Source organism: Pseudomonas sp. 1152_12 (assembly GCF_052850675.1).
The window spans coordinates 138,563-161,669 of sequence record NZ_VXCW01000001.1 but is presented as its reverse complement, the minus strand read 5'-3'; the positions used below and the strand labels follow the sequence as shown (position 1 = coordinate 161,669).

Below are 23,107 nucleotides of genomic sequence, written 5' to 3'. Positions count from 1 at the left end.
TTAAGGAGTGGGCGTTTTTCGTCATAACCACCAAGAAAACGCCTACATGGCTATGCGTAACAGCTGTCGCACTCTGTCTTCCGGCGCTTGGAACCCAAATGTAGACTCGTTGCACAGTGCATTAACTATCTACTACCACGATCTCGACAGGCTGGAGTGCGTGCACGCAAGTCACCGTGACTTACTTCATTAAGAGGGCTATGCCGTGCTGGAAGACCTGTTACTTATTCCTGTGCCGAGGCTGGATCGGTTGATGGAACTGCGCGACGCCTTGGTGGCGTTAAAGGGGCCGTTGGCCGACGACGTTGCGCTGCAGAAAAACCTGCAAAAACACTTGTTCAACGAAGAGGCGGATATACGCGTACTGGGCCACCTCAACCCTGCGCTACCCCAGAAGGATCGCCTTACTCCAATCGGCGACGCGACGTAACTGCAGTATTCTTGCATTTAACCCTCATTAATATGTATTGGCGACCACGCTTCAAGCTCGGCACACTGCGCGGGTTCCACCCCAAATGTTGGAACCTTCAAAGGGCTTTTCCGGGAAACCCGGCAAGCCTTTTTTTCGCCCGTTTTTTATGGACAGTTCGATGCTCGCTCGCTGGTTACCCGCCGCAATCAACACCCGCCCTGCCGAATGGAGCCGCGCCGCCATCGGCATGGCATTGGGGACGCTGTGCAGTGTTTGGGTGTGTGCCCAAGTATTTGGTATGGAAGTAGCCTTGCATTTGCTCGGCCCACTCGGTGCGTCTGCGGTGCTGCTGTTTGCCGTGTCGTCCGGAGCGCTGGCCCAGCCTTGGTCGATCATCGGCAGTTATTTGTGCGCGGGGGTTGTGGCGTTGTTGGTCGCGCGCGTGCTGGGGCGCACTTTGGGCAGCGCCTGCCTCGCAGCGGGCATGACGGTTGTCTTGATTTGTGGGTTACGGTGCTTGCATCCGCCTGCAGGCGGCCTGGCGATGACGCTGGTACTCGCCGACCCTGCGTCCAGCGCCCTCGGCTGGCAGGTACTGGCACCCGTCATGCTCGGCGCGGGTGCATTGCTGGCATGTGCGCTGGCCTATAACAATGCCACACGCACGCGTTACCCCAAGGGCGCGCTCGAGTCGCCGTCCATCGGCGCAGGCAATGCTGCGCCGCTGACCGATCCGTCGATAACCGCGGCCGACCTGAAGCGGGCCTTGGCTGAGATGGAGCAATTCTACGACGTAGCACCGGCCGAACTTGAACAGCTGATCCACGCGGCGGAAGGCCATGCACGACGCCGCAGCATTGGCGAAGTACTGGCCAGTCGCACGGCTGCATAAATGCAAAAACGACCTGCATGATTCCGGGTTGTACTGGGCAAATTTGCACTGGTACGATCACGAGAGGGTTCGCCCGCGAACATCTTGATAAAGAACAATAAAAGCAGGGAGTTACAGATGACTGCTCAGGTTTCATCCGAAGCAAGCCGCGCTGATAGTCTTCAGGAAGAAGTGTTGGCTGAGGTGCGCAACCATATCGGCCACCTCACCCTCAATCGCCCCGCTGGCTTGAACGCCATTACCCTGGACATGGTCCGTAGCCTGACCGCGCACTTGCAGGCTTGGGCAAATGACCCACAGGTCTACGCGGTTGTACTGCGCGGCGCCGGCGAAAAAGCCTTTTGTGCCGGTGGCGACATCCGGTCCCTGTACGACAGCTTCAAGAATGGCGACACCCTGCACGAAGATTTCTTCGTCGAAGAATACGCACTTGACCTGGCCATTCACCATTACCGCAAACCGGTAATGGCACTCATGGACGGGTTCGTCCTTGGCGGCGGCATGGGCCTGGTCCAAGGCGCTGATTTACGTGTCGTCACCGAACGTAGTCGCCTGGCAATGCCAGAAGTGGCCATTGGCTATTTCCCGGACGTGGGCGGCAGCTACTTCCTGCCACGCATTCCCGGTGAGCTGGGCATCTACCTCGGCGTGACCGGCGTACAGATTCGCGCCGCCGACGCGCTGTATTGCGGGCTGGCAGACTGGTACATCGACAGCGCCAAATTCGCTGAGCTGGACCAGAAATTCGACCGCCTGCAATGGCAGGACTCACCGCTCAAGGATCTGCAAGGCCTGCTCGCGAAATTGGCCGTGCAGCAATTGCCCGACGCGCCATTGGCGGCTTTGCGCCCGGCCATCGACCACTTCTTCGCCCTGCCGGACGTGCCCAGCATCGTCGAGCAATTACAGCAAGTCACCGTCGCCGACAGCCATGAATGGGCGCTGAACACCGCCAACCTGATGCAAACCCGCTCACCGCTCGCAATGGCCGTGACCCTGGAGATGCTCCGTCGTGGCCGCCGGCTGCCGCTGGAGCAGTGCTTCGCGCTGGAATTGCACCTGGACCGCCAGTGGTTTGAACGCGGCGACCTGATCGAAGGCGTTCGGGCCTTGATCATCGACAAGGACAAAAGCCCGCGCTGGAACCCGCCCTCGATTCATCGGTTGGACGCAACCCATGTGGAAAGCTTCTTCCACGACTTCAAGCAGGTTGGGAGATAAGCCGTGCAAGACATTGAATATACTGAAGAACAAGTAATGATTCGCGACATGGCGCGTGACTTTGCCCGTGGCGAGATCGCCCCGCACGCGCAAGCCTGGGAAAAGGCCGGCTGGATCGACGATGCACTGGTCGCCAAGATGGGCGAACTGGGCCTGCTGGGCATGGTGGTGCCTGAAGAATGGGGCGGCACTTACGTTGATTATGTCGCCTACGCCTTGGCGGTCGAAGAAATCTCTGCCGGCGACGGCGCCACCGGCGCGCTGATGAGTATCCATAACTCAGTGGGTTGCGGGCCAATTCTCAACTACGGCACACAAGAACAGAAGCAAACCTGGCTGCCTGACCTCGCCAGTGGCCAGGCCATTGGCTGCTTCTGCCTGACCGAACCTCAGGCCGGCTCTGAAGCCCACAACCTGCGCACCCGCGCCGAGCTGCGCGATGGCCACTGGGTAATCAATGGCGCCAAACAGTTTGTCAGCAACGGCAAGCGCGCCAAGTTGGCTATTGTCTTTGCGGTGACAGATCCGAACCTGGGAAAAAAAGGCATTTCGGCCTTCCTGGTGCCCACCGCTACGCCAGGGTTTGTGGTTGATCGCACGGAACACAAGATGGGCATTCGTGCCTCGGATACCTGCGCAGTTACCCTCAACCAGTGCACGGTGCCTGAAGCCAACTTGTTGGGTGAGCGCGGCAAAGGTCTGGCCATTGCCCTGTCCAACCTCGAAGGCGGCCGCATCGGGATTGCCGCCCAGGCCCTGGGCATCGCCCGTGCGGCGTTTGAGGCGGCGCTGGCGTATGCGCGGGACCGGGTGCAATTCGACAAGGCGATCATTGAGCATCAGAGCATTGCTAACCTGCTGGCCGACATGCAGACCCGTTTGAATGCCGCACGCTTGCTGATCCTGCATGCCGCGCGTCTGCGCAGTGCCGGCAAGCCATGCCTGTCGCAAGCGTCCCAAGCCAAGCTGTTTGCTTCGGAGATGGCTGAGAAGGTTTGCTCCTCGGCAATGCAGATTCATGGTGGGTATGGGTATTTGGAGGATTACCCGGTGGAACGGTATTACCGGGATGCGCGGATTACGCAGATTTATGAGGGGACGAGTGAGATTCAGCGGATGGTGATTGCGCGGGAGCTGAAGAATTATCAGCTTTGAGGGTGTTAGGGGGCTGAGTACATATCCGTTTTTGTAGTTATGGTCGCTATTGGTTCCGCCCTTACGGCGGGTCACTTTTGGAAAAGAGCCCGGAATGCCGGCCGAGCCAAAAGTGACCCGTTGTAAGAGCGGAACCCTAGGCGGCCGTTACCGCAGCAACGGATATGCACCTAACCGCATCGCCCCCCTTACCGGTCCTTAAACTCAGGCGCCCGCTTACCCACAAACGCCGCCATCCCTTCCTTCTGATCCTGCGTCGCAAACGCCGCATGAAACACCCGACGCTCAAAACGCACACCTTCAGAAAGGCTCACCTCAAACGCACGATTAACGCTTTCCTTGACCATCATGCTGATCGGCACCGATTTACCGGCTATCAAGGTCGCCACCTTCAACGCCTCTTCCAGCAATTCATCAGCCGGCACAATGCGCGCCACAATCCCACAACGCTCAGCTTCCACCGCATCGATAAAGCGCCCAGTCAGGCACATTTCCATGGCCTTGGCCTTGCCCACCGCACGGGTCAGGCGCTGAGTGCCGCCCATACCCGGCAGCACGCCAAGGTTGATTTCTGGCTGACCAAACTTGGCCCCATCACCCGCCAGGATAAAGTCGCACATCAACGCGAGTTCACAACCGCCACCAAGGGCGAAGCCGTTAACCGCAGCAATGATCGGCTTACGCCGGTTAGCCACCCGGTCACTGTCGCTGAACAGGTCATCCAGGTAGATTTGCGGATACGTCAGCTCCGCCATTTCCTTGATGTCAGCCCCCGCAGCAAAGGCTTTTTTCGAGCCGGTCAGCACGATGCAGCCGATCTCAGGATCGGCTTCCAACCCATCCAACGCCTGATTCAACTCGCTGATCAACTGCGCATTCAAGGCGTTCAAGGCTTGCGGACGATTAAGGGTAATCAGCCCGACGCGGCCTTGGACTTCGAGCAAAATGGTGTCGTAACTCATGTATTGGCTCCTTAAAGATTGCGTGAGATGACCATGCGCTGGATATCGCTGGTGCCTTCGTAAATCTGGCAAACCCGCACATCGCGGTAGATCCGTTCAAGGGGGAAGTCGCTCAGGTAACCGTAACCGCCCAAGGTTTGCAAGGCGTCCGAGCAGACTTTTTCAGCCATTTCCGAGGCAAACAGCTTGGCCATCGAGGCTTCCACCAAGGCCGGTTTGCCGCTGTCACGCAGGGCGGCGGCGTAATGCACCATCTGCCGGGCGACCGCGATTTGGGTGGCCATGTCAGCGAGGCGAAACGCCACGGCCTGGTGCTCGATCAGGAATTTGCCAAAGCTTTCGCGTTCACGCGCATAGTCGCGGGCCGCCTCAAACGCGGCGCGGGCCATGCCCACCGATTGCGAGGCGATACCGACGCGGCCACCTTCAAGGTTGGCCAAGGCGATCTTGTAGCCTTCGCCCTCCTCCCCAAGCCGATTGGCCACGGGCACTTTCACGTCTTCAAAGAGTATCTGGCAGGTGTCGGACGCATGCTGGCCGAGCTTGTCTTCAACCCGCGCGACGGTATAGCCCGGGGAATCGGTCGGAACGATGAATGCGCTGATCCCACGTTTACCGGCAGCCGGGTCAGTGACCGCAAACACGATCACGACCCCGGCGTTCTGCCCGGAGGTGATGAACTGCTTGCAGCCATTGAGCACGTAATGATCGCCTTCCAGACGTGCACGGGTTTTCAAACTGCTGGCATCGGAACCCGCTTGCGGTTCGGTCAGCGCGAAGGCGCCCAGCATCGTGCCGCTGGCCAGAGGCTTGAGAAATTGCTCTTTCTGCCGATCGTTGCCGAATTTTAGAATCGGCACGCAGCCCACCGAGTTGTGCACGCTCATAATGGTCGAGCACGCGCCGTCACCGGCGGCGATCTCTTCCAGGGCCATGGCGTAGGCCAGGTAGCCGGTGTCACAACCGCCCCACTGTTCCGGCACCAGCATGCCGAAAAATCCCAGCTCGGCCATTTCACCGATAGCTTCCTTGGGGAAACGGTGTTCGCGGTCCCACTCAGCGGCGAACGGTTTCAAGCGTTCCTGGGAAAATTGCCGGGCCGCTTCGCTGATTTGCAGTTGTTCGTCATTGGGCAGCATAAAACGTCCTCAATACACGCATTCGACAGCCATGGCCGTGGCCTCACCGCCGCCGATACAGATGGCGGCAACGCCGCGTTTGAGGCCTTTCTGGCGCAGGGCCGAGAGTAACGTCACCAAAATTCGCGCCCCCGATGCACCAATTGGATGGCCCAACGCACAGGCACCGCCGTGAATGTTGACCTTGCTGTGCGCAATGTCCAGCTTGCTCATGGTCACCAAGCTGACCACCGCGAAGGCTTCGTTGATCTCGAACAGGTCGACGTCGTTGAGGTTCCAGCCGGTCTTGCTCATCAACTTGCGAATCGCGCCCACCGGTGCCACCGGGAACAGCCCCGGCTCATCGGCAAATGCGGCGTGACCGTGGATCACCGCCAGCGGTTTGAGGCCGCGTTTGTGCGCTTCGGACTGACGCATCAGCAGCAATGCCGCCGCGCCGTCGGAAATCGAGCTGGAGTTGGCCGCCGTCACCGTACCGCCTTCGCGGAACGCGGGCTTGAGGCTGGCAATCTTGTCCAGTTTGGCTTTCGGTGGTTGTTCGTCATGCAGGATGGTTTTCTGCTCTTTGCCCACCATGACCTGCACCGGGACGATCTCGGCGGCGAAGCTGCCGTGGGTGATCGCCTCTTGTGCACGGGTCAGCGAGGCAATGGCAAATGCGTCCTGGGCCTCGCGCGTAAAGCCGTTGTGCTCGGCGCAGTCTTCAGCAAAGGTGCCCATCAGGCGACCTTTGTCGTAGGCGTCTTCGAGGCCGTCGAGGAACATGTGGTCCAGCACCTTGCCGTGGCCCATGCGATAGCCGCTGCGTGCGCGGTCCAGCAGGTACGGCGCGTTGGACATGCTTTCCATGCCGCCGGCAACCACCACATCGCTGCTGCCAGCCAGCAGCGAGTCGTGGGCCAGCATGGCGGCTTCCATGCCCGAACCGCACATCTTGTTGAGCGTGGTGCAGCGCGTGGCCTTGTCCAACCCCGCGCCCAACGCCGCTTGCCTCGCAGGTGCCTGGCCAAGGCCTGCGGGCAGTACGCAGCCAAACAGCACTTCATCCACGGCATCCGGCGCAATACCGGCACGCTCAACAGCGGCGCGAATCGCGGCGGCCCCAAGCTGCGGCGCGGTCAGCCCTTTGAGGTCACCCTGGAAGCCGCCCATGGGCGTACGTACCGCACTGACAATAACGATGGGGTCGTTCATGAAAAATCCTCCTTACTTGGCTGCCATGCGCAAAGCACCGTCGAGACGGATCACCTCGCCATTGAGCATGCTGTTTTCAATGATGTGCCGCACCAGCGCAGCGTATTCGACAGGCTTGCCCAGGCGTGGCGGGAACGGCACACCGGCGGCCAGGGAATCGCGCACTTCAGGCGTCATGCCCGCCATCATCGGTGTTTCGAAAATACCGGGGGCGATGGTCATCACGCGTATACCGAAGCGCGCCAGTTCACGGGCGGCGGGAAGCGTCAGGCTGGCGATGGCGCCTTTGGAGGCGGAATACGCCGCCTGGCCGATCTGCCCGTCAAAGGCAGCCACTGACGCGGTGTTGATGATCACACCGCGCTCGCCATCGGCATTGGCCTCGGTTTCGGCGATGGCCGCAGCCGCCAGGCGCAGCAGGTTGAAGCTGCCGATCAGGTTGACGTTGATTACCTGGGCAAAGCTGGCCAAACCGTGGGGGCCGTTCTTGCCAAGGATTTTTTCGCCGCGAACCACACCGGCGCAGTTCACCAGCCCGTGTAACCCACCAAAGGCCGCGACGGTGGCTTGCACGGCGGCTTCGGCAGCGGTTTCCTGGCTGATATCCGCCACCGCGCTACGGGCGTTATCGCCCAACTGTTTGGCCTTGGCCGCAACGGCCTCGGCGTTCAGGTCGACCAGCATTACCTTGGCGCCAGCGGCTACCAGCATTTCTGCGGTGGCCGCGCCGAGGCCCGAAGCACCGCCGCTGACCAGGAATACCTTGTTTTTAATCTGCATCTTTATTTCCTTTGAAAGGGATCACTCCAGTGCCGATTGAGCCTTGGCGATTTCCTGATTACGCAAAATAAAACGCTGCAGCTTGCCACTCGGGGTCTTGGGCAAGTCGCTGACAAATTCGATTTCTCGCGGATAGGCATGCGCGGCGAGGCGCTTGCGTACGTGCAAACGCAGTTCTTCGGCCAGCTCCGGCGTCGCGCGGTATTGCTCACTGATCACCACGAAGGCTTTCACCCGTTCAGTGCGTTCCGGGTCAGGCTTGCCGACCACCGCCGCTTCGACCACGGCAGGGTGTTCAACCAGCGCGCTTTCCACGTCGAACGGGCCTACTCGGTAGCCCGACGTGGTGATCACGTCATCGCTGCGCCCGACAAAGCTGATGCTGCCGTCCGGGTTCAGCTCCACGGTGTCGCCGCTGAGGTAGTACTTGCCGACAAACGCTTTGGTGTTCACGCCGTCATAGCCTGCGAACCAGCACATCGGCGACTGTTCGCGGTCGATAGCCAGGATCCCCGGCTGGCCGGCAGGCAATTCCTGATAGTCATCATCCAGCACCACGATGCGATGTCCTGGCGAGGCGAACCCGGCTGCGCCGACATGCACCGGATGCAGCAGGCCGTGATGGTTGCACAGCACCATGCCCAGTTCGGTCTGGCCGTAGTGGTCGTGGATGGTGACGCCCAGATTATCGGCGAACCAGCGGATCACCTCCGGGTTCAGCGGTTCACCAGCACTGCTGACAATGCGCAGCTTGCCTTTGATCGACCGGGCGAACTGCTCGCCACCGGCTATCAGCAGGCGGTACGCCGTTGGCGAACCGGCGAGGTTGGTAATCGCGTATTTGTTGATCACCCGGCACGTGCTCTCCAGGGTGAAAGGCCCATCGTAGAAGGTGATCGGGTGGCCCATGGACAGCGGCCCGGTGACACCGAAGTAGATGCCGTAGGCCCAGCCGGGGTCGGCAACGTTCCAAAACGCATCTTCGGGGCGCAGGTCCACTGCGTCGCGGGTGTAACTCTGGAACGCGACGATGGCCTTGAGTGGCACTGACAGTGCTTTCGATGGGCCGGTGGTGCCCGAGGTGAACATCAGCAAAAAGGGATCATCGGCGCCCAGTAGCACCGGCTCGCACACATTGGCGTAGTGAGGTAATTCGGCCCAGAAACTGTAATCGCCGCGCACGATGCCTTCGCCCTTGGCACCGGCGACGGTGACGATGGTCGGGCATCCCTGCACTTGAGCCAGCTTGGGTCGGTTCACCGCGTCAGTGACCACCAGCGCTGCATCTGAACAGTTGAGGCGGTGTTCGATGGCCTTGGGACCGAATGCGGTAAAAAGCGGCTGGTAAACCGCGCCGATACGCCAGGTGGCAAACACCACCACCAGCAATTCAGCCGTGCGTGGCAACAGGCCCGCCACTTTGTCACCACGTTTGACGCCCTGGGCCAGGAGGAAATTGGCAAAACGAGCCGCCTGGTCCTGCAAGTCAGTAAAGGTCGACGTGGCGCTGCTCCCGTCCTTACCTTCCCAGAACAGTGCGATGCGGCCCGGCAGTGCGTGCCGGTCGCAGCATTCCACGCAGGCATTCAGCGCATGCAGGTTACCGGCCAATGCGGCGTCGACGGTGTGCTGGTAATCAAACTCGGTGGTGGCAGCCAAATACTCACGCATCGCTTCAATCCTTGTGTTTTTTATTTTTAGGACGTTTTGAGCCTGTAAAGCGTGGAAATAGTCGCTCTAGAGCGCTGTAGCAGCAATGGTCAAAGCCTTCAACTTGGCTGACTGGTTTGGCCAATGGTTATTCGCCCCCTACGTTCGAGATCCCCTTGATACGCAGCAAACATGGGCAAGGAGGCCTGTGCACTTTGGCGGCTGTCGTTTCCAGCTCGACCAGAACATCGCGCAGCGCCAGCCCCGCGACCGGCATCGCCGCGCGCAATGGTTTCTAGGGGTGATTGTCGCTTGCAAAAAACTGCTCGTAGGCTTGCAGTGAACGTGCCGGAGCGTTCTTGTCGGTTACGCTGGGCAACATTTCGCTCAGCCGATACGTGTGGGGGTTGGGCGCAAGGTCCACACCTGCCGCCGCCAGGCTGGCTTTGGCGACGTCAATCCGTTTTGCCAAGGCCGTTGGTAGCGCAGGCGGCTCACTGTCGCGGGGTACATCAATGTTAAGTGCAAACACATAGATATTACCCGCTTGCTCGACCCACCCTACGAACCAGCCAATACCCGGATCTTGCTTACCGGCCCAGCCCGTCTTGCCATACAGACTCCACGTCGTACCGGTTTCCAGCTTGATTATTTCCCTTACATCGGCTTGCAGGCTTACTGGGTAGGGTAATTTCCCTTGCGCGAGGCGCGTAAGAAATTCCACTTGCTCGATGGCGCTGATCCGCAGCGAGTCGTCGAGCCAGAATGTCTCAACGGACTTGCCGATAGCGCGATTGCCATAGTCGAGTGCATTGAGGTTCGCTTGCATCGGCGCCAGCCCCACCCGCCGCGCGAGCAGTTGATACGCCTTGACGTTGGACGTTGCGATGGCTTCACGCACGTTCATGTCCTTTTCCCATGCTTTGAGCATCTGCGGCTGACCATCGTAACGATAGAACACCTCATCCAAGCTACCGACACTGCCGGTGTGCAAACCGATCAAGCTATTGGGAATTTTGAAGGTGGATGCTGGCGTGTAGCGTGTTTCGGCGCGTTTCTCATTATGGCCAACCCACTGCTGGGTATTGGCGTCATACAGGACGAACGTACCGCTGACCTCAGCTTTGTTGAAAACTTCATTGATCGCAGGGCTGGTTCTCAGCTCAACGGCCAACGCAGGCACGGCGATTAACAGTCCGGCAAGAAAAAAAATAGGCTTGAGCAGCATTTGAAGCGTCCTTTTCAGTTGAGGGTGTCTGCGGCCCGCGACTAACCGGTAGGTGATCATAAGAGTCGAAACGGGTGTCAGTACGAATCAGCTTGTTTCTAAACTATTCATCGCCGCTGTGAGTGCTCAGTTTTACGCATTCATAGACCCCATCAATCGGCTCGTGGGTACAAGCGATTGGACGCCCTTCCTGCAAGCTTCTAACCTGATAGCCTGCACCACCGAAGAAACCTGCCCGCGATGATCGTCCGTCCCAAACCCAACCTCCTGGGTATCCTGTTTTCCCTCAAAGGCTCGATTGCCAAGCGCATCGCCCTGCGCAGCCTGCTCGTGACCTTGCTGGCCTCGGTGATCGTACTGGTTGAAACCTTGCACCCGGCCTATTTTTCCAAGGTCAACGCGACGCCCTTCACCTTGCTGGGGTTGTCGTTGTCGATCTTCATGAGCTTTCGCAACAACGCCTGCTACGACCGTTGGTGGGAAGGCCGCAAGCAACTGGGGCAAATGATCATTGATGTACGTTCGCTGATTCGCGAAACCCAGGTGCTGAGCGACCCGCTCGAGCGCCGGGCTGTTGCGCGGCGTGTGCGGCTTTGCCCATGGCTTAATCGCACGCCTGCGGCATGAAGACGAGGCCTTGGCGATAAAGCCCTGGATCGGTGTTGATCGCACGCCCCCCAACCTCCCTGACCATGTGTTGCAACAGCTCGGCGCGCGGTTTTCGGCGCTGGCCGTGCAATGCCCTCCTGCGCACCCTGGAGCGCGAGACCCTTTTTGCGCTGGGCGAAAGGGATTTGCCGCCTGCCCTGGAGCCGGTTGAATACGTGTTGAGTTGATGCGGGTTTGACACCTGTCGTGGTCTGACCGAAGCTGGCGGCTTTGCACTAGCTGCCCCAGCTTTTGGACGCCTGCATGTCAAAGTCACGCCGTTACTCCATCTTCGGCCTGTGCGCCCTGTTGTTGATTGTGTTGCTCACCTGGTTTTTCTCCCGTTCTGGCCCGGTGGCCGTGCCACCCGCCATCGCCCATGGTTACGGCAAAGCCCTGAAACAGGCGCGCAACGGTGAGCCAGGCGCCGCGCGCGTGCTGTATCAGCAGCTTGGCCGGCCGGATCTTTCACCTGAACGTCGCGCAGCGTTGCACGCGCAATTGCCCAACTACCCAAGCCCCCAGGCGCTAAAACTGGCCGATAAAGACCTGGCCAATGACTCGCCATTAGTGCGCGAGGCGGCGATTCACAGCATCGTCGGCCTAGTACCCAGCGGCCAACGCGTGCTGTTGCTGGGGCCGGTCCTGGACGATCCGGAACAAGAGGTGCGTTTTGCCGCCGCCAATGCCTTGCTCGGCCTGTCGCCGGATACCTTGGGGCTTTACTTCGGGCCCTTGCAGCAAGTACTTGATGAGTTCGTGAAAAAACTCAAGGGTCAGCCTGAAACCGCCGAGGGCTGGATTCAGCTGGCGCGCTTGTATATTCACAGCGTGCTGCTGCCGGACGCGCAAAATGCCTTGGCGCAGGCCATGCGTTTACAGCCGGACAACCTGCAAGCGGGTGTAGCGCAGATCGAGTTATTGGACAAGCAAGGCAAGACCGACGAGTCGCGCCAACTGCTGGCGCGGCAACTGGCCGCGCATCCTGAGTCGGCCTACCTGCAACATGCCTTGGGCATGTGGTTGCTGCATCACGGCGAGCGCCCTTATGCCCTGCTTGGCCTGTCCAAAGCGGTGGAGCTGGAGCCGGACAATCAGGATTACCGCTACGACCTGGCGACCACTTTGCACGCCCAGGAAGAACTGGAAGCAGCCCAGCGTCAATTGGAAGAAATCGTGCAGCGCCATCCCGCCAACCGCAAGGCTCGCGTGTTGCTGATCACCTACTGGAAAGAGACCGGCCAGTTGCAAAACGTGCAGGTGTTATTGGCGCAACTTGAGCAGCAAAACCCGGACGATCCGGCGCTGCAACAGGGCTTGTAAGAGCCAGGCCTTTAGTCCAACCCAGGTTCACCTACCACAGGTTGCTACGCGCCGAGCCGCTCTTAATCGGCCTGGAAGTAACCCAGCAACAAAGCCACTGAAGGCTACCTATAAGCCCGACGCGGTTACAAATATCACGAAGTGTTGAACCGCCACGGGTCACTACGGTCAAGTGAATATGGCGCGCCCAGGGTGGCGCGCTCCTCTACTTGTACGTGACCCGAGGGCACTTCTTGTCTACATCCAAAGAGCTGTTCAGTGAAAAGGCGGCAACCGGCATCGAAGGTCTTGATGACATTCTTTCTGGGGGGCTATCGCGCAGCCACCTGTTCCTGCTGGAAGGCGAACCCGGCACGGGTAAAACTACCGTAGCACTGCATTTCCTGCAGGCTGGCGCAAAAAACGGTGAACGATCGCTGTACATCACCCTGTCCGAAACCGAGCGCGAATTGCGCCAGGGCGCTAAATCCCATGGCTGGGACCTGGATGACAATATCCACATCTTCGAACTGACCCCGCCCGAGAGCCTACTCGACGCCGACCACCAGCAGAGCCTGCTGTACTCATCGGACCTGGAGCTGGGCGAAGCCACACGGCAAATCTTTGAAGTGGTCGAGCAGGTCAAGCCGACCCGCGTGGTCATCGACAGCCTGTCGGAGATACGCCTGCTGGCGCAAAGCTCGTTGCGCTATCGTCGCCAGATCCTGGCGATCAAGCACTATTTCGTGCGCTACGACGCCACCGTGCTGCTGCTTGACGACCTGACCACCGAATCCTTGGATAAAACCGTGCACAGCGTGGCCCACGGCGTGGTTCGCCTGGAAGAACTGACCCCCAGCTACGGCGCCGAACGTCGTCGCGTGCGTGTAGTGAAATACCGTGGTCAGAAATACCGTGGCGGTTTCCACGACTTCACCATCATGGCCGACGGTATCCACGTGTTTCCACGCCTGGTCGCCGCCGAGCATCGCGGCGGCTACGTGCGCCAAACCCTGAGCAGCGGCATTGCTGAATTGGATGCGCTGATGGGCGGCGGTGTTGAGACCGGTTCGAGCAGCTTGATCCTGGGGCCTGCCGGCACCGGTAAATCGTTGATCTCGATGATCTTCGCCGCAGCCGCTGTGGCCCGTGGCGAGAAAGCCGCGCTATTCATCTTTGATGAAGAGCTGGGACTGTTGTTTGAACGCATGAGAAACATGGGCATCGACCTCGAGGCCCTGCAAGCCACCGGCAACCTGCTGATCGAACAGGTCGACGCTGCCGAGCTGTCGCCGGGGGAGTTCTCGCACCGGGTACGGCGTTGCGTGGATGAACGTGGGATCAAAACCGTGGTGATCGACAGCATCAATGGCTATCAGGCCGCGATGCCGGAAGAAAACGCATTGATCCTGCACATGCACGAACTGCTGCTGTACTTGAACCGCCGTGGTGCAGCGACGTTTATGACCGTCGCCCAGCATGGCCTCGTTGGCGATATGCAGGCCCCCGTCGACATTACCTACCTGGCCGACACGGTAATTCTGCTGCGTTACTTCGAAGCGCTGGGCAAGGTGCGGCGTGCCATTTCGATTATCAAGAAACGCACCGGCTCGCACGAATCCACGATTCGTGAATACCGCATCAGCAGCCGAGGCATGACCGTCGGTGAGCCGCTCGATAACTTCCAAGGCGTATTGCGCGGTATCCCGACCTACATGGGCGCCGGATCTCCTCTACTTAAGGATGAGGGCTAGTGACCGGTTTATTCCCTCTCTCAGAGCGTGCAATTATCCTCGCGCCATTGGGTCGTGACAGCACACTGGCGCTGATGATGCTTAACGAGGCCGGCTACAGCGGCATTATTGCCGGCAACCTGAGGGCTTTATGTGAAGCTCTGGAACAAGGCGCCGGCTTGCTGGTAGTCGCTGCCGAAGCGTTGCGCGGCGTCGATTTGGCGCCGCTGTTGGAGCACTTGCACCACCAACCGGCCTGGTCGGACTTGCCAATCGTGCTGATGACCCATCACGGCGGCAGCGAGCAGAACGGTTCCTCGCATTTGAGCGAGCTGCTGGGCAACGTGACCTTCCTTGAACGCCCCTTCCATCCGGTGACCCTGATCAGCTTGGTGAGCGCCGCCCTGCGCGGCCGGCGTAGGCAATACGAAGCCCGTGACCGGCTGATTGATTTGAGCGCGAGCGAACTGCGCCTGCAACGCACGCTGGAAACCCTTGAACAGCAAGTCGAGGAGCGCACAGCGCAGCTACGTTCCAATGAAGAAGCACTGCGCCAATCACAGAAAATGGAAGCCGTCGGCCAGTTGACCGGCGGCATCGCCCATGACTTCAACAACATGCTCACCGGGATCATCGGCAGCCTTGAGCTGCTGCGCCGGCGTGTGTCACGCGGCAAGCTGGATGACCTCGACAGCCTGATTGACCTCGGCGTGACCTCAGCCAACCGCGCGGCGGGCCTGACCCACCGCCTGCTGGCATTCTCGCGTCGTCAGTCGCTGGATTCCAAACCGGTGGAGATCAGCAAGTTAGTGACCTCCATGGGAGAATTGCTGCAACGCAGCATCAATGAAAGCATCGCCTTGGATATGCGTCTGGGTGACCCGCTCTGGACCGCCGAAGCCGACCCCAACCAACTCGAGAGCGCCCTGCTCAATCTGGTCATCAATGCACGCGACGCCATGCCCGGCGGCGGCAAGTTGGTGGTGGAAACGACTAATCGCCACCTGGACAGCGTCTTTACCGCCGCGTACGGCACGTTGAAACCCGGTGATTACGTGGAGCTGAGCGTCAGCGACACCGGCTGCGGTATCCCCGAACACCTGATCGGTCGGGTCTTCGATCCGTTTTTCACTACCAAGCCCATTGGCCAGGGCACAGGCCTTGGGTTGTCGATGATCTACGGCTTTGCCCGTCAGTCCCACGGACACGTCACGATCCATAGCGAAGTCGGTAAAGGTACTACCGTCAGCCTGTTCCTGCCGCGTTTTGTTGGCGAAATGAAGACGTTCGAGCCGCTCAACCCAACGCTGCTGCCTTTCGCCAATGCGGGTGAGACGGTGTTGATTGTCGAGGATGACCCGGCGGTACGGATATTGGTCTGCGCCGTCCTTAAAGAGCTGGGTTACGCCTTCGTCGAGGCGGGTGATGCCGATACGGCGCTGCCTATCATTGAGTCCGAACAGCGCATTGACTTGCTCATCAGCGACGTGGGGCTGCCCGGTATGAACGGCCGGCAGATGGCCGAAATCGGTCGGCAGATTCGCCCGGAGCTCAAGGTGCTGTTCATCACCGGGTATGCCGAACACGCGGCGGTGCGCGGTGGTTTTCTCGATCCGGGGATGCAGTTGATCACCAAACCGTTCACGTTTGATCTGTTGACAGCGAAGGTCAGGGAGATGATCCAAGCGTAGATACGCCACGTCTCTACGCTCGCAACGGCATCCGCTTAGCAACCAACTGTCACTGCTTCATAAAGAAAAGATGGAATCGACGCCTGTTTTTTATCCGCGATAGCGTGAGCGCGTGATGTATGAAAAACACTTCAAACGGCATCGAAAAGGAAAATTCCCTCAATGATTACGTCTGTTTTCACTGCCCCTATCTGTTCGCCTTACCGGCTCCATGCCCAGGAAAAATAGGACAGCGGCGCGATCTAATCAACGACTGACACCGGGTTCGCCGGCGAGGTAAATCAATCGCCGGCATACTGAAATGCAAACACTCAGTCACGCCAGCAAGCGCTGGATATGCTCTTGCAGCGTATCCAAGTCAAACGGCTTGGCCAGGATCGGTGCATTGCGCGTGATCGGGCTGTTGCAGTCGAGAATTTCCTGCGGATAACCGCTGATAAAGATCACTTTCAATTCGGGTCGCAGCTTGATCGCAGGCTCAGCGATCTGCACCCCGGAAATCCCGCCCGGCAAGCGATAGTCAGTGACCATCAGGTCCAAGTGCGGCTTGGTCGCAAGGATTTCGAACGCCTGCTCGCCGTCAATCGCCTTCAACACCCGATAGCCCAGCCCCGCCAGGTATTCACCCAGCACAAACATAATGGATTCGTCGTCCTCGACGATCAGAACGACATCTTGTGCATCTTCACTCATGGGAAGCCTTTGTCCGGTCAATTGCTGCAGTTACGACCATAGGGTCACGCAGAGGTTGCGTCGAGGTGACGATTGATTTCACACGGCCGCCTCAAGCGGCAAGCACACCCGGAACAGCGCGCCCTCGCCTATCTGGCTTTGCACTTCGATGGTGCCGCCGTGGGCCGCCACGATCTGCTCAGAAATAAACAGCCCCAAGCCCAGACCCGCCGAGACATGGCTGGCCGACACCCGCTCGAACTGCTGGAATATGCGCTTCTGGTTGTCTTCACTGATACCGATGCCATGGTCGCGCACCTCCACCCGAGCTTCGCCATGCTCGGTGTAGACCCGCACGTCCACCGGGCTTTTGGCCCCGTAGCGCAGCGCGTTGGTCAATAGGTTGGACACCACCTGCTCGATGCGGAACTCATCCCAGTTGCCCTCCACGGGGCCTTCGGTTTCCACGTGCATCGATGAGTCGGCCGCCACCACTTGCGGGGCGAAATTTTCCACCAGGTTACGCACCAGTAGCGACAGGTCAAAGCGGGCCGGGCGAATCGACAGCTTGCCGGTGCGGATACGTGACACGTCGAGCATGTCTTCGATCAGGCGGATCAGGCTTTTGATCTGGCGCTCATCGCGATCGACCATGGCGTGCATCTTGTCCAGGGTGAACGCGGCCGCGTTATCCCTCGCCAAGTGCATCTTGCGCAGTTGAGTCTCGAGGATCAGGCCGTTAAGCGGCGTGCGCACTTCGTGGGCGACGATCGACATGAAGTCGTCACGCATGCGCACCGCTTGCTCCAGCTCGGCCTGGGTGGCCTGCAGGCGCGTCAGCAGCAGCTCCTGCTCGCGACGGCTGCGCTCCAGGGCTTCTACCTGCAGTTTCATCGCCTTGCTCTGGCGGTACAGGTCGACGAACACATTGACCTTGCTCTTCACCGCGTGGATATCCAGCGGTTTGTGCAGGAAGTCTACGGCGCCGCTTTCATAGCCTTTGAAGGCGTAATTGAGTTCGCGGCCGGCGGCGCTGACAAACACAATCGGGATGTTCTTGGTTTTTTCGGTGCCGCGCATCAGTTCGGCCAGTTCGAAACCATTCATGCCGGGCATCTGCACGTCGAGAATCGCCATGGCGAACTCGTGCTCCAGCAACAGTGACAACGCCTCATCGGCGCTCAACGCCTTAAAGACCTGGCGATCCCCGCGCTTGATCAGCGCTTCGAGGGCCAACAGGTTTTCCGGCAGATCGTCGACGATCAGCAGTTTGGCCTGGATATTACTTAACATGGGGAAGATTCCAGGGAAGCCAGCAATGAGGCAATGCGGCTCAAGGTCAGAATATGGTCAGGTGTGTGCAGCGCCAAGGCCGCCAACGGCATGACGGCGATGCGTGCTTCGTCAGGGTCTTGTACCACGGTAGTGCCGCCCGATTGCTTGACGTGGGCCAGCCCACGCGCGCCATCCTGGTTGGCGCCGGTCAGCAGGATCGCCAGCAGCCCCTTGCCATAGGCATCGGCGGCTGAGGCGAACAGGTAATCAATGGCTGGGCGGGAGTGGTGCACCCGGTCTTCCTGACTCAGGGACAAGCTGCGGTCATGTTCTACCGAGAGGTGATAGCCGGGCCCGGCGAAGTACACCGTGCCGGCCACGATCAATTCTTTGTCCTGCGCTTCCTTCACCGGGATCCGCAAGCGCCGTGAAAACACTTCCGCCAATTGGCTACGATGTTCGTCCGGCAGGTGCAAGACGGCAATAATCGGCAAGGCAAAGCCTTCAGGCAACTCGCCAAAAATCGTCAGCAACGCCTCGACACCACCGGCAGAGGCGCCGACGACGATGGCTTCAATCCCGAATAACGGGTTGGCTTGCGCCTCGTTCATGATTTTCGGTAGATCCGTTCTTGCTTGACCAAGGGTTCGAATTGTTTGCTGTAGGCGGAAAAATCCAGGGTTTCCTTACTGCCCAGCACCAGGAATCCGCGATGACACAGTGACTCATGAAACAATCCAAACGCCCGATCTTGCAATTTTTTATTGAAATAAATCAGCACGTTGCGACATGAAATTAATTGAGTCTCTGAGAATACGCTGTCAGTTGCCAGGCTGTGATCCGCAAAGGTGACGTTCTCGCGCAGGGTCTTGTCGAAGATCGCGTAATCGTAGGCCGCCGTGTAGTAGTCGGCAAATGAACGTTGGCCGCCAGCCTGCTGATAATTGGCAGTGTAGGCGCGTACATTTTCCAGCGAGAAAATCCCTTGTTTGGCCTTGTCCAGCGACGCCGGGTTGATGTCCGTGGCATAGATGATCGTGCGCTCGAGCAACCCCTCTTCACGCAACAGGATGGCCATGGAGTACACCTCCTCCCCTGTGCTGCAGCCGGCAATCCAGATCTTGATCGACGGGTAGGTCTTGAGCAACGGCACCACTTCCTGGCGTATCGCCAGAAAGTGCGACGGGTCGCGAAACATCTCGCTGACCGGGATCGTCAGAAATTGCAGCAGCTGCATGAACGCAGAAGGATCGTGCAGCACCCGTTCCTGCAGCGCGGAGATGGTCGCGCAGTCAAACTGACGCAGGGCATGGGCCACACGGCGCTTAACCGACGCACCGGAATAGTCACGAAAGTCGTAGCTGTACTTGAGGTAAATCGCCTCGATCAACAGGCGCAGCTCAATATCGCTGCTTTTGTCCAAAAAAACCTGCTCCACTTAAATACGTTCCATCTTCGGTAGCCATACGCGAATCAGCGAGAACAGGCGATCCAGGTCAATCGGTTTGGCCAGGTAATCGTTGGAACCCGCCGCGAGGCAACGTTCCTGATCGTCCTTCATCGCCTTGGCTGTCACCGCTATGATCGGCAGCTTCTTCCAGCGCGGGTCCTGGCGGATCAAGGCAGTCGCCTCGTAACCGTCCATCTCCGGCATCATCACGTCCATCAGCACCAGGTCGATGTCGTCAACTTCATTGAGTTTGTCGATGGCTTCACGGCCGTTACGGCCAATCACCACCACCGCACCTTTGTGCTCCAAGGCGCTGGTCAGGGCGAAGATGTTTCGCACATCATCGTCCACCAACAGGATTTTGCGCCCTTCAAAGACCTTGTCGCGGCTGCGCGCAGTCTTGAGCATCTTCTGGCGGTCATGGGACAGCTGGGATTCGACTTTGTGCAGAAAGAGTGTCACTTCGTCCAGCAAGCGTTCAGGTGAGCGTGCCCCCTTAATGATGATCGAGCGTGAATACTTGCGCAGCTCGGCTTCTTCATCGCGGGTCAAGTTACGTCCGGTGTAGACGATCACCGGCGGGAACGAGCAGATATCCTCGGTGGCCATGCGCTTGAGCAGCTCATTACCAAGCATATCCGGCAGTTTGAGGTCGATGATCATGCAGTCGTAGATGTTGGTGCGCAGCAGGTCCAGCGCGGCCTGGGCGAAGCCAACATCAGTAATTTCAATGTCGTCGTCGCCGATCAGGCGGGCAATGCTGTCGCGCTGCAGGTCATCGTCTTCCACCAGCAATATGCGCTTGACCTTCTGGGTCAGCTTGGCTTCCAGGCGTGCAAACACGTCCTTGAGCTCTTCGCGGGTGGTGGGTTTGACGGCATAACCGATGGCGCCCATGTGCATGGCAGCTTCGACGCGGTCTTCCACGGAAATCACATGCACGGGAATATGGCGGGTACTGGCGTGTTCTTTCAGGCGTTGCAGCACGGTCAGCCCGGAATGGTCCGGCAGGCGCATGTCCAACAGGATCGCGTCCGGCACGAACTCCTCGGCCAGGCTGTAGCCTTCATCCGCGCCGTGGGCGACCAGGCAGTTGTAACCCAGCTCGTGGGCCAGGTCGAACAGAATACGCGCAAAGTTCGGCTCGTCCTCCACCACGAGGATGCAACGGGTGGTGAACGGGGCCTTGTCACGGTCATCGGCGAAGCGCGAGATCTGTTGGGCGTCGGCCACCGGCAGTGGTGAAACCGCGATGGGCGTCGGCGCGGGGGCCGCTACGGCCTGGCGCGGCTGTTCAATGGGTACCACACCCTCCTCGCGTTCGATGTACTGCTCCGGCAACACCAAGGTAAACGCACTGCCCTTGCCCGGTTCGCTGGTCACGCTGATATAGCCGCCGAGCAACGTGGCCAAGTCGCGGGAGATCGACAGGCCCAGGCCAGTGCCGCCGTAGCGACGGTTGGTGGTGCCATCAGCCTGGCGGAAGGCTTCAAAGATGCCTTCCTGCTGATCCAGGGCGATGCCGATGCCGGAGTCGCGCACGGTAAACGCAATACCCTCGCCAAGTGCTCGCGACACCGAAAGGCTGACCCCGCCCTGCTCGGTGAACTTGACCGCGTTGGACAGCAAGTTTTTGAGGATCTGCTCCAGGCGCTGGCGGTCGGTGAACAGTAGGGTTGGTGCATCGTTTTGCACCTCTACCTGGAAGGCCAACTTGCGATCGGCCGCCAGCGGTTCGAACATGCTGCGCAGCCCGTCCACCAAACGCACGACGCTGGCGTTTTCCGGGCGCACTTCAAGTTTGCCGGCTTCCACCTTGGAAATATCCAAAATATCGTTGATCAGGTTGAGCAAGTCGTTACCCGCCGAATAAATCGACTCGGCAAACTTGACCTGTTCGGCGCTGAGATTGTCCTGTGGGTTTTCCGCCAGCAGCTTGGCCAGGATCAACGAGCTGTTCAGCGGTGTGCGCAGCTCGTGGGACATGTTGGCGAGGAATTCAGATTTGTACTTGCTGGAGCGCTGCAGTTCGTCGGCGCGGTCTTCCAGTTCAAGCTGTGCCTTGTTGAGCTCGACGTTTTTGCGGTCCATGGCGTCGCGTTGCTCGGCCAGGGTCTGGGTCTGCTCGGCCAACTGTTCGTTAGTCTGCTCAAGCTCTGCCTGCTGGGTTTCCAGGTACGCCTGGGATTCTTTGAGAATGCGCGACTGCTCTTCGAGTTCTTCGTTGGCGGTCTTGAGTTCTTCCTGCTGCACCTGCAGTTCTTCGTTGAGCTGCTGGGTCTCGGCGAGCACTTCCTGCAAACGCTGGCGGTAGCGCGCAGCTTCGATGGAGGTGCCGATATTGCCGGCAATCAGCTCCAGCAGTTCGACGTCACGCTCTTCCAGCGGGCGCAGGAAACCCAGTTCAACCACGCCATTGACGCGGTCATCGTCACTGGTGGGCGTGATCAGTACGCTACGGGTCGAGCCTTCGCCGAGCCCGGAGCTGACCTTGAAGTAATCCACCGGCACATCGTCCAGGCGAATCAGGCGATTAAGCTGGGCGGCCTGCCCGACGATGCCTTCGTCGCTGTAGATCGACTGCTCTCGTTGCTCTTGTTCGCGGGAGAAGCCATAGGTGGCCACGCGTTTGAGGCCACCGTGTTCTTCGCGCACGTACAACGCGGCGACGGCCGACCCCATGTACTGGGCAAAGAACTGCAGGATGTTGCGACCCAACAGATTCAAGGTCAGTTGACCGAGAACCTGTTCGGCCAGCTCAGTCTGGCCATTGCGCAGCCAGGCTTGTTGTTCCAGTCGCCGCGCGATCTTCTGTTGTGACGCGAGGTTTGTGCTGTAACTCTCTGAAAGAGATACAAGATTTTTTCTTCCGACGTACGCCAGAAAGCCACTTAAACCCAGCACAAAGATCAGATACAACGTGACGCTGATGACGGTAGTGCGCGTGACATCTTCATTGCGGGTGATACGGAACTGCTGCTCCATCGCCACCGCATCGTCGTATTCCTTGCGAACTTCATCAGTCAAGCGCTTGCCACGGCCGGCCTTCACCGCGCCGCGGTAGTCGCCACTGGTGCGCTGCATTTCAATCATCGATTCGGCGTATTTGTTCCACTCAGCCTGCAGCGCTTCCAGGCGTTTGAGGCGATCCACCTGTTGCGGGTTGTCCGCCACCAGCTCTTGCAAATTACGCAAATCAGCAATGATTCGCGGTTTGGCGACTTCATACGGGTCGAGAAAATGCTCGTCGCCGGTGATCAGAAACCCGCGCATGCCGGTTTCCAGGTCCACCGTCAGCTTGGACGACTCATTGAGGTTATTGAGCACTCGATCGGTGTGCTCCACCCACTGGATGACCGACAACAGGTAGGTGATCAGTACGACGAAAAACACTGCGCTGAGCACGCCCACGCCCAGAGGCAGGGCCACGTTGCGGCTCAGGAGTTTACGAAAGCTCTTTTCATCGACGGTCGACGCAGGAGTCATGGTCATGCCTTGGCCAGGTACGGAAAAAGGGGGAGTTTGCCCGAAGACCATGGGTAAGGGCTATGTTTCTGCACTGGTTTGACGCAAAAACCTATATGGCGCAGGTGGATTTCGCGCGGATTTTGGCCAGTTTCATTCTGTAGGCCGCACACAACTTATAACAACCTCCTACAACAAAAGAGGAACGAGCTTTCATTGGCTTCACACTCAGGAGGGC

Annotated in this window: 17 protein-coding genes and 2 pseudogenes; 8 read left to right on the top strand and 11 right to left on the bottom strand. The window is 59.0% G+C overall.

Annotation, left to right across the window (positions count from 1 at the left end):
* Positions 1-205: 205 nt before the first annotated feature.
* The 4 genes from FW764_RS00730 (at position 206) to FW764_RS00715 (ending at position 3,680) form a co-directional block, all read left to right on the top strand.
* On the top strand, positions 206-430 hold the full coding sequence (locus tag FW764_RS00730; protein WP_446432282.1) for a type VI secretion system contractile sheath small subunit: 225 nt from the start codon (positions 206-208) through the stop codon (positions 428-430).
* Between the two features lie 160 nt (positions 431-590).
* Positions 591-1,304, top strand: coding sequence for an HPP family protein (locus FW764_RS00725; protein ID WP_446432281.1), 714 nt, complete (start codon positions 591-593; stop codon positions 1,302-1,304).
* 117 nt (positions 1,305-1,421) lie between these two features.
* Complete coding sequence (locus FW764_RS00720) at positions 1,422-2,525, top strand: enoyl-CoA hydratase/isomerase family protein (protein WP_446432280.1); 1,104 nt, start codon at positions 1,422-1,424, stop codon at positions 2,523-2,525.
* A 3-nt stretch (positions 2,526-2,528) separates the two neighbouring features.
* Positions 2,529-3,680 (top strand): acyl-CoA dehydrogenase family protein, encoded by a 1,152-nt coding sequence (locus tag FW764_RS00715; protein ID WP_446432279.1) that lies wholly within the window; start codon positions 2,529-2,531, stop codon positions 3,678-3,680.
* A gap of 188 nt (positions 3,681-3,868) precedes the next feature.
* Here FW764_RS00715 and FW764_RS00710 read toward each other — a convergent pair whose 3' ends face one another.
* From FW764_RS00710 to blaOXA, 6 genes and pseudogenes are all read right to left on the bottom strand, one after another.
* The gene (locus tag FW764_RS00710; protein ID WP_446432278.1) at positions 3,869-4,642 is read right to left on the bottom strand and encodes an enoyl-CoA hydratase; all 774 of its coding nucleotides are present in this window, start codon (positions 4,640-4,642) and stop codon (positions 3,869-3,871) included.
* An 11-nt stretch (positions 4,643-4,653) separates the two neighbouring features.
* Entirely contained in the window at positions 4,654-5,781 is a 1,128-nt protein-coding gene (locus FW764_RS00705; protein WP_446432277.1) for an acyl-CoA dehydrogenase, read from the bottom strand.
* Between the two features lie 9 nt (positions 5,782-5,790).
* Positions 5,791-6,975 carry an acetyl-CoA C-acyltransferase gene (locus tag FW764_RS00700; protein ID WP_446432276.1) on the bottom strand — a complete coding sequence of 395 codons (1,185 nt, stop codon included), beginning with the start codon at positions 6,973-6,975 and terminating at the stop codon, positions 5,791-5,793.
* A 12-nt stretch (positions 6,976-6,987) separates the two neighbouring features.
* Positions 6,988-7,755 carry an SDR family NAD(P)-dependent oxidoreductase gene (locus FW764_RS00695; protein ID WP_446432275.1) on the bottom strand — a complete coding sequence of 256 codons (768 nt, stop codon included), beginning with the start codon at positions 7,753-7,755 and terminating at the stop codon, positions 6,988-6,990.
* Positions 7,756-7,776: 21 nt separating this feature from the next.
* The gene (locus FW764_RS00690) at positions 7,777-9,426 is read right to left on the bottom strand and encodes an AMP-binding protein (RefSeq protein WP_446432274.1); all 1,650 of its coding nucleotides are present in this window, start codon (positions 9,424-9,426) and stop codon (positions 7,777-7,779) included.
* A 400-nt stretch (positions 9,427-9,826) separates the two neighbouring features.
* Positions 9,827-10,633: pseudogene (gene blaOXA, locus FW764_RS00685) on the bottom strand (class D beta-lactamase); the annotation flags it as partial.
* Positions 10,634-10,873: 240 nt separating this feature from the next.
* On the opposite strand from blaOXA, the pseudogene FW764_RS00680 reads away from it, so the two are divergent.
* From FW764_RS00680 to FW764_RS00665, 4 genes and pseudogenes are all read left to right on the top strand, one after another.
* Positions 10,874-11,366, top strand: a pseudogene (locus tag FW764_RS00680) (bestrophin family protein); the annotation flags it as partial.
* Between the two features lie 179 nt (positions 11,367-11,545).
* Positions 11,546-12,604 (top strand): tetratricopeptide repeat protein, encoded by a 1,059-nt coding sequence (locus tag FW764_RS00675; RefSeq protein ID WP_446432273.1) that lies wholly within the window; start codon positions 11,546-11,548, stop codon positions 12,602-12,604.
* A gap of 233 nt (positions 12,605-12,837) precedes the next feature.
* Complete coding sequence (locus FW764_RS00670; RefSeq protein WP_446432272.1) at positions 12,838-14,337, top strand: ATPase domain-containing protein; 1,500 nt, start codon at positions 12,838-12,840, stop codon at positions 14,335-14,337.
* Positions 14,337-16,007 (top strand): ATP-binding protein, encoded by a 1,671-nt coding sequence (locus tag FW764_RS00665; protein ID WP_446432271.1) that lies wholly within the window; start codon positions 14,337-14,339, stop codon positions 16,005-16,007. The genes FW764_RS00670 and FW764_RS00665 overlap by 1 nt, the downstream gene beginning before the upstream one ends.
* A 315-nt stretch (positions 16,008-16,322) precedes the next feature.
* Here FW764_RS00665 and FW764_RS00660 read toward each other — a convergent pair whose 3' ends face one another.
* The 5 genes from FW764_RS00660 to FW764_RS00640 all read right to left on the bottom strand — a co-directional run bounded on the left by FW764_RS00660 (position 16,323) and on the right by FW764_RS00640 (position 22,890).
* Complete coding sequence (locus tag FW764_RS00660) at positions 16,323-16,700, bottom strand: response regulator (RefSeq protein WP_003217591.1); 378 nt, start codon at positions 16,698-16,700, stop codon at positions 16,323-16,325.
* A gap of 78 nt (positions 16,701-16,778) precedes the next feature.
* Positions 16,779-17,972, bottom strand: coding sequence for a hybrid sensor histidine kinase/response regulator (locus FW764_RS00655; protein ID WP_446432270.1), 1,194 nt, complete (start codon positions 17,970-17,972; stop codon positions 16,779-16,781).
* The gene (locus FW764_RS00650; RefSeq protein ID WP_446432269.1) at positions 17,966-18,565 is read right to left on the bottom strand and encodes a chemotaxis protein CheB; all 600 of its coding nucleotides are present in this window, start codon (positions 18,563-18,565) and stop codon (positions 17,966-17,968) included. The genes FW764_RS00655 and FW764_RS00650 overlap by 7 nt, the downstream gene beginning before the upstream one ends.
* Entirely contained in the window at positions 18,562-19,392 is an 831-nt protein-coding gene (locus tag FW764_RS00645; RefSeq protein WP_446432268.1) for a CheR family methyltransferase, read from the bottom strand. Before FW764_RS00645 ends, FW764_RS00650 begins: the two co-directional genes overlap by 4 nt.
* Complete coding sequence (locus tag FW764_RS00640; protein ID WP_446432267.1) at positions 19,393-22,890, bottom strand: response regulator; 3,498 nt, start codon at positions 22,888-22,890, stop codon at positions 19,393-19,395.
* Between the last annotated feature and the right edge of the window lie 217 nt (positions 22,891-23,107).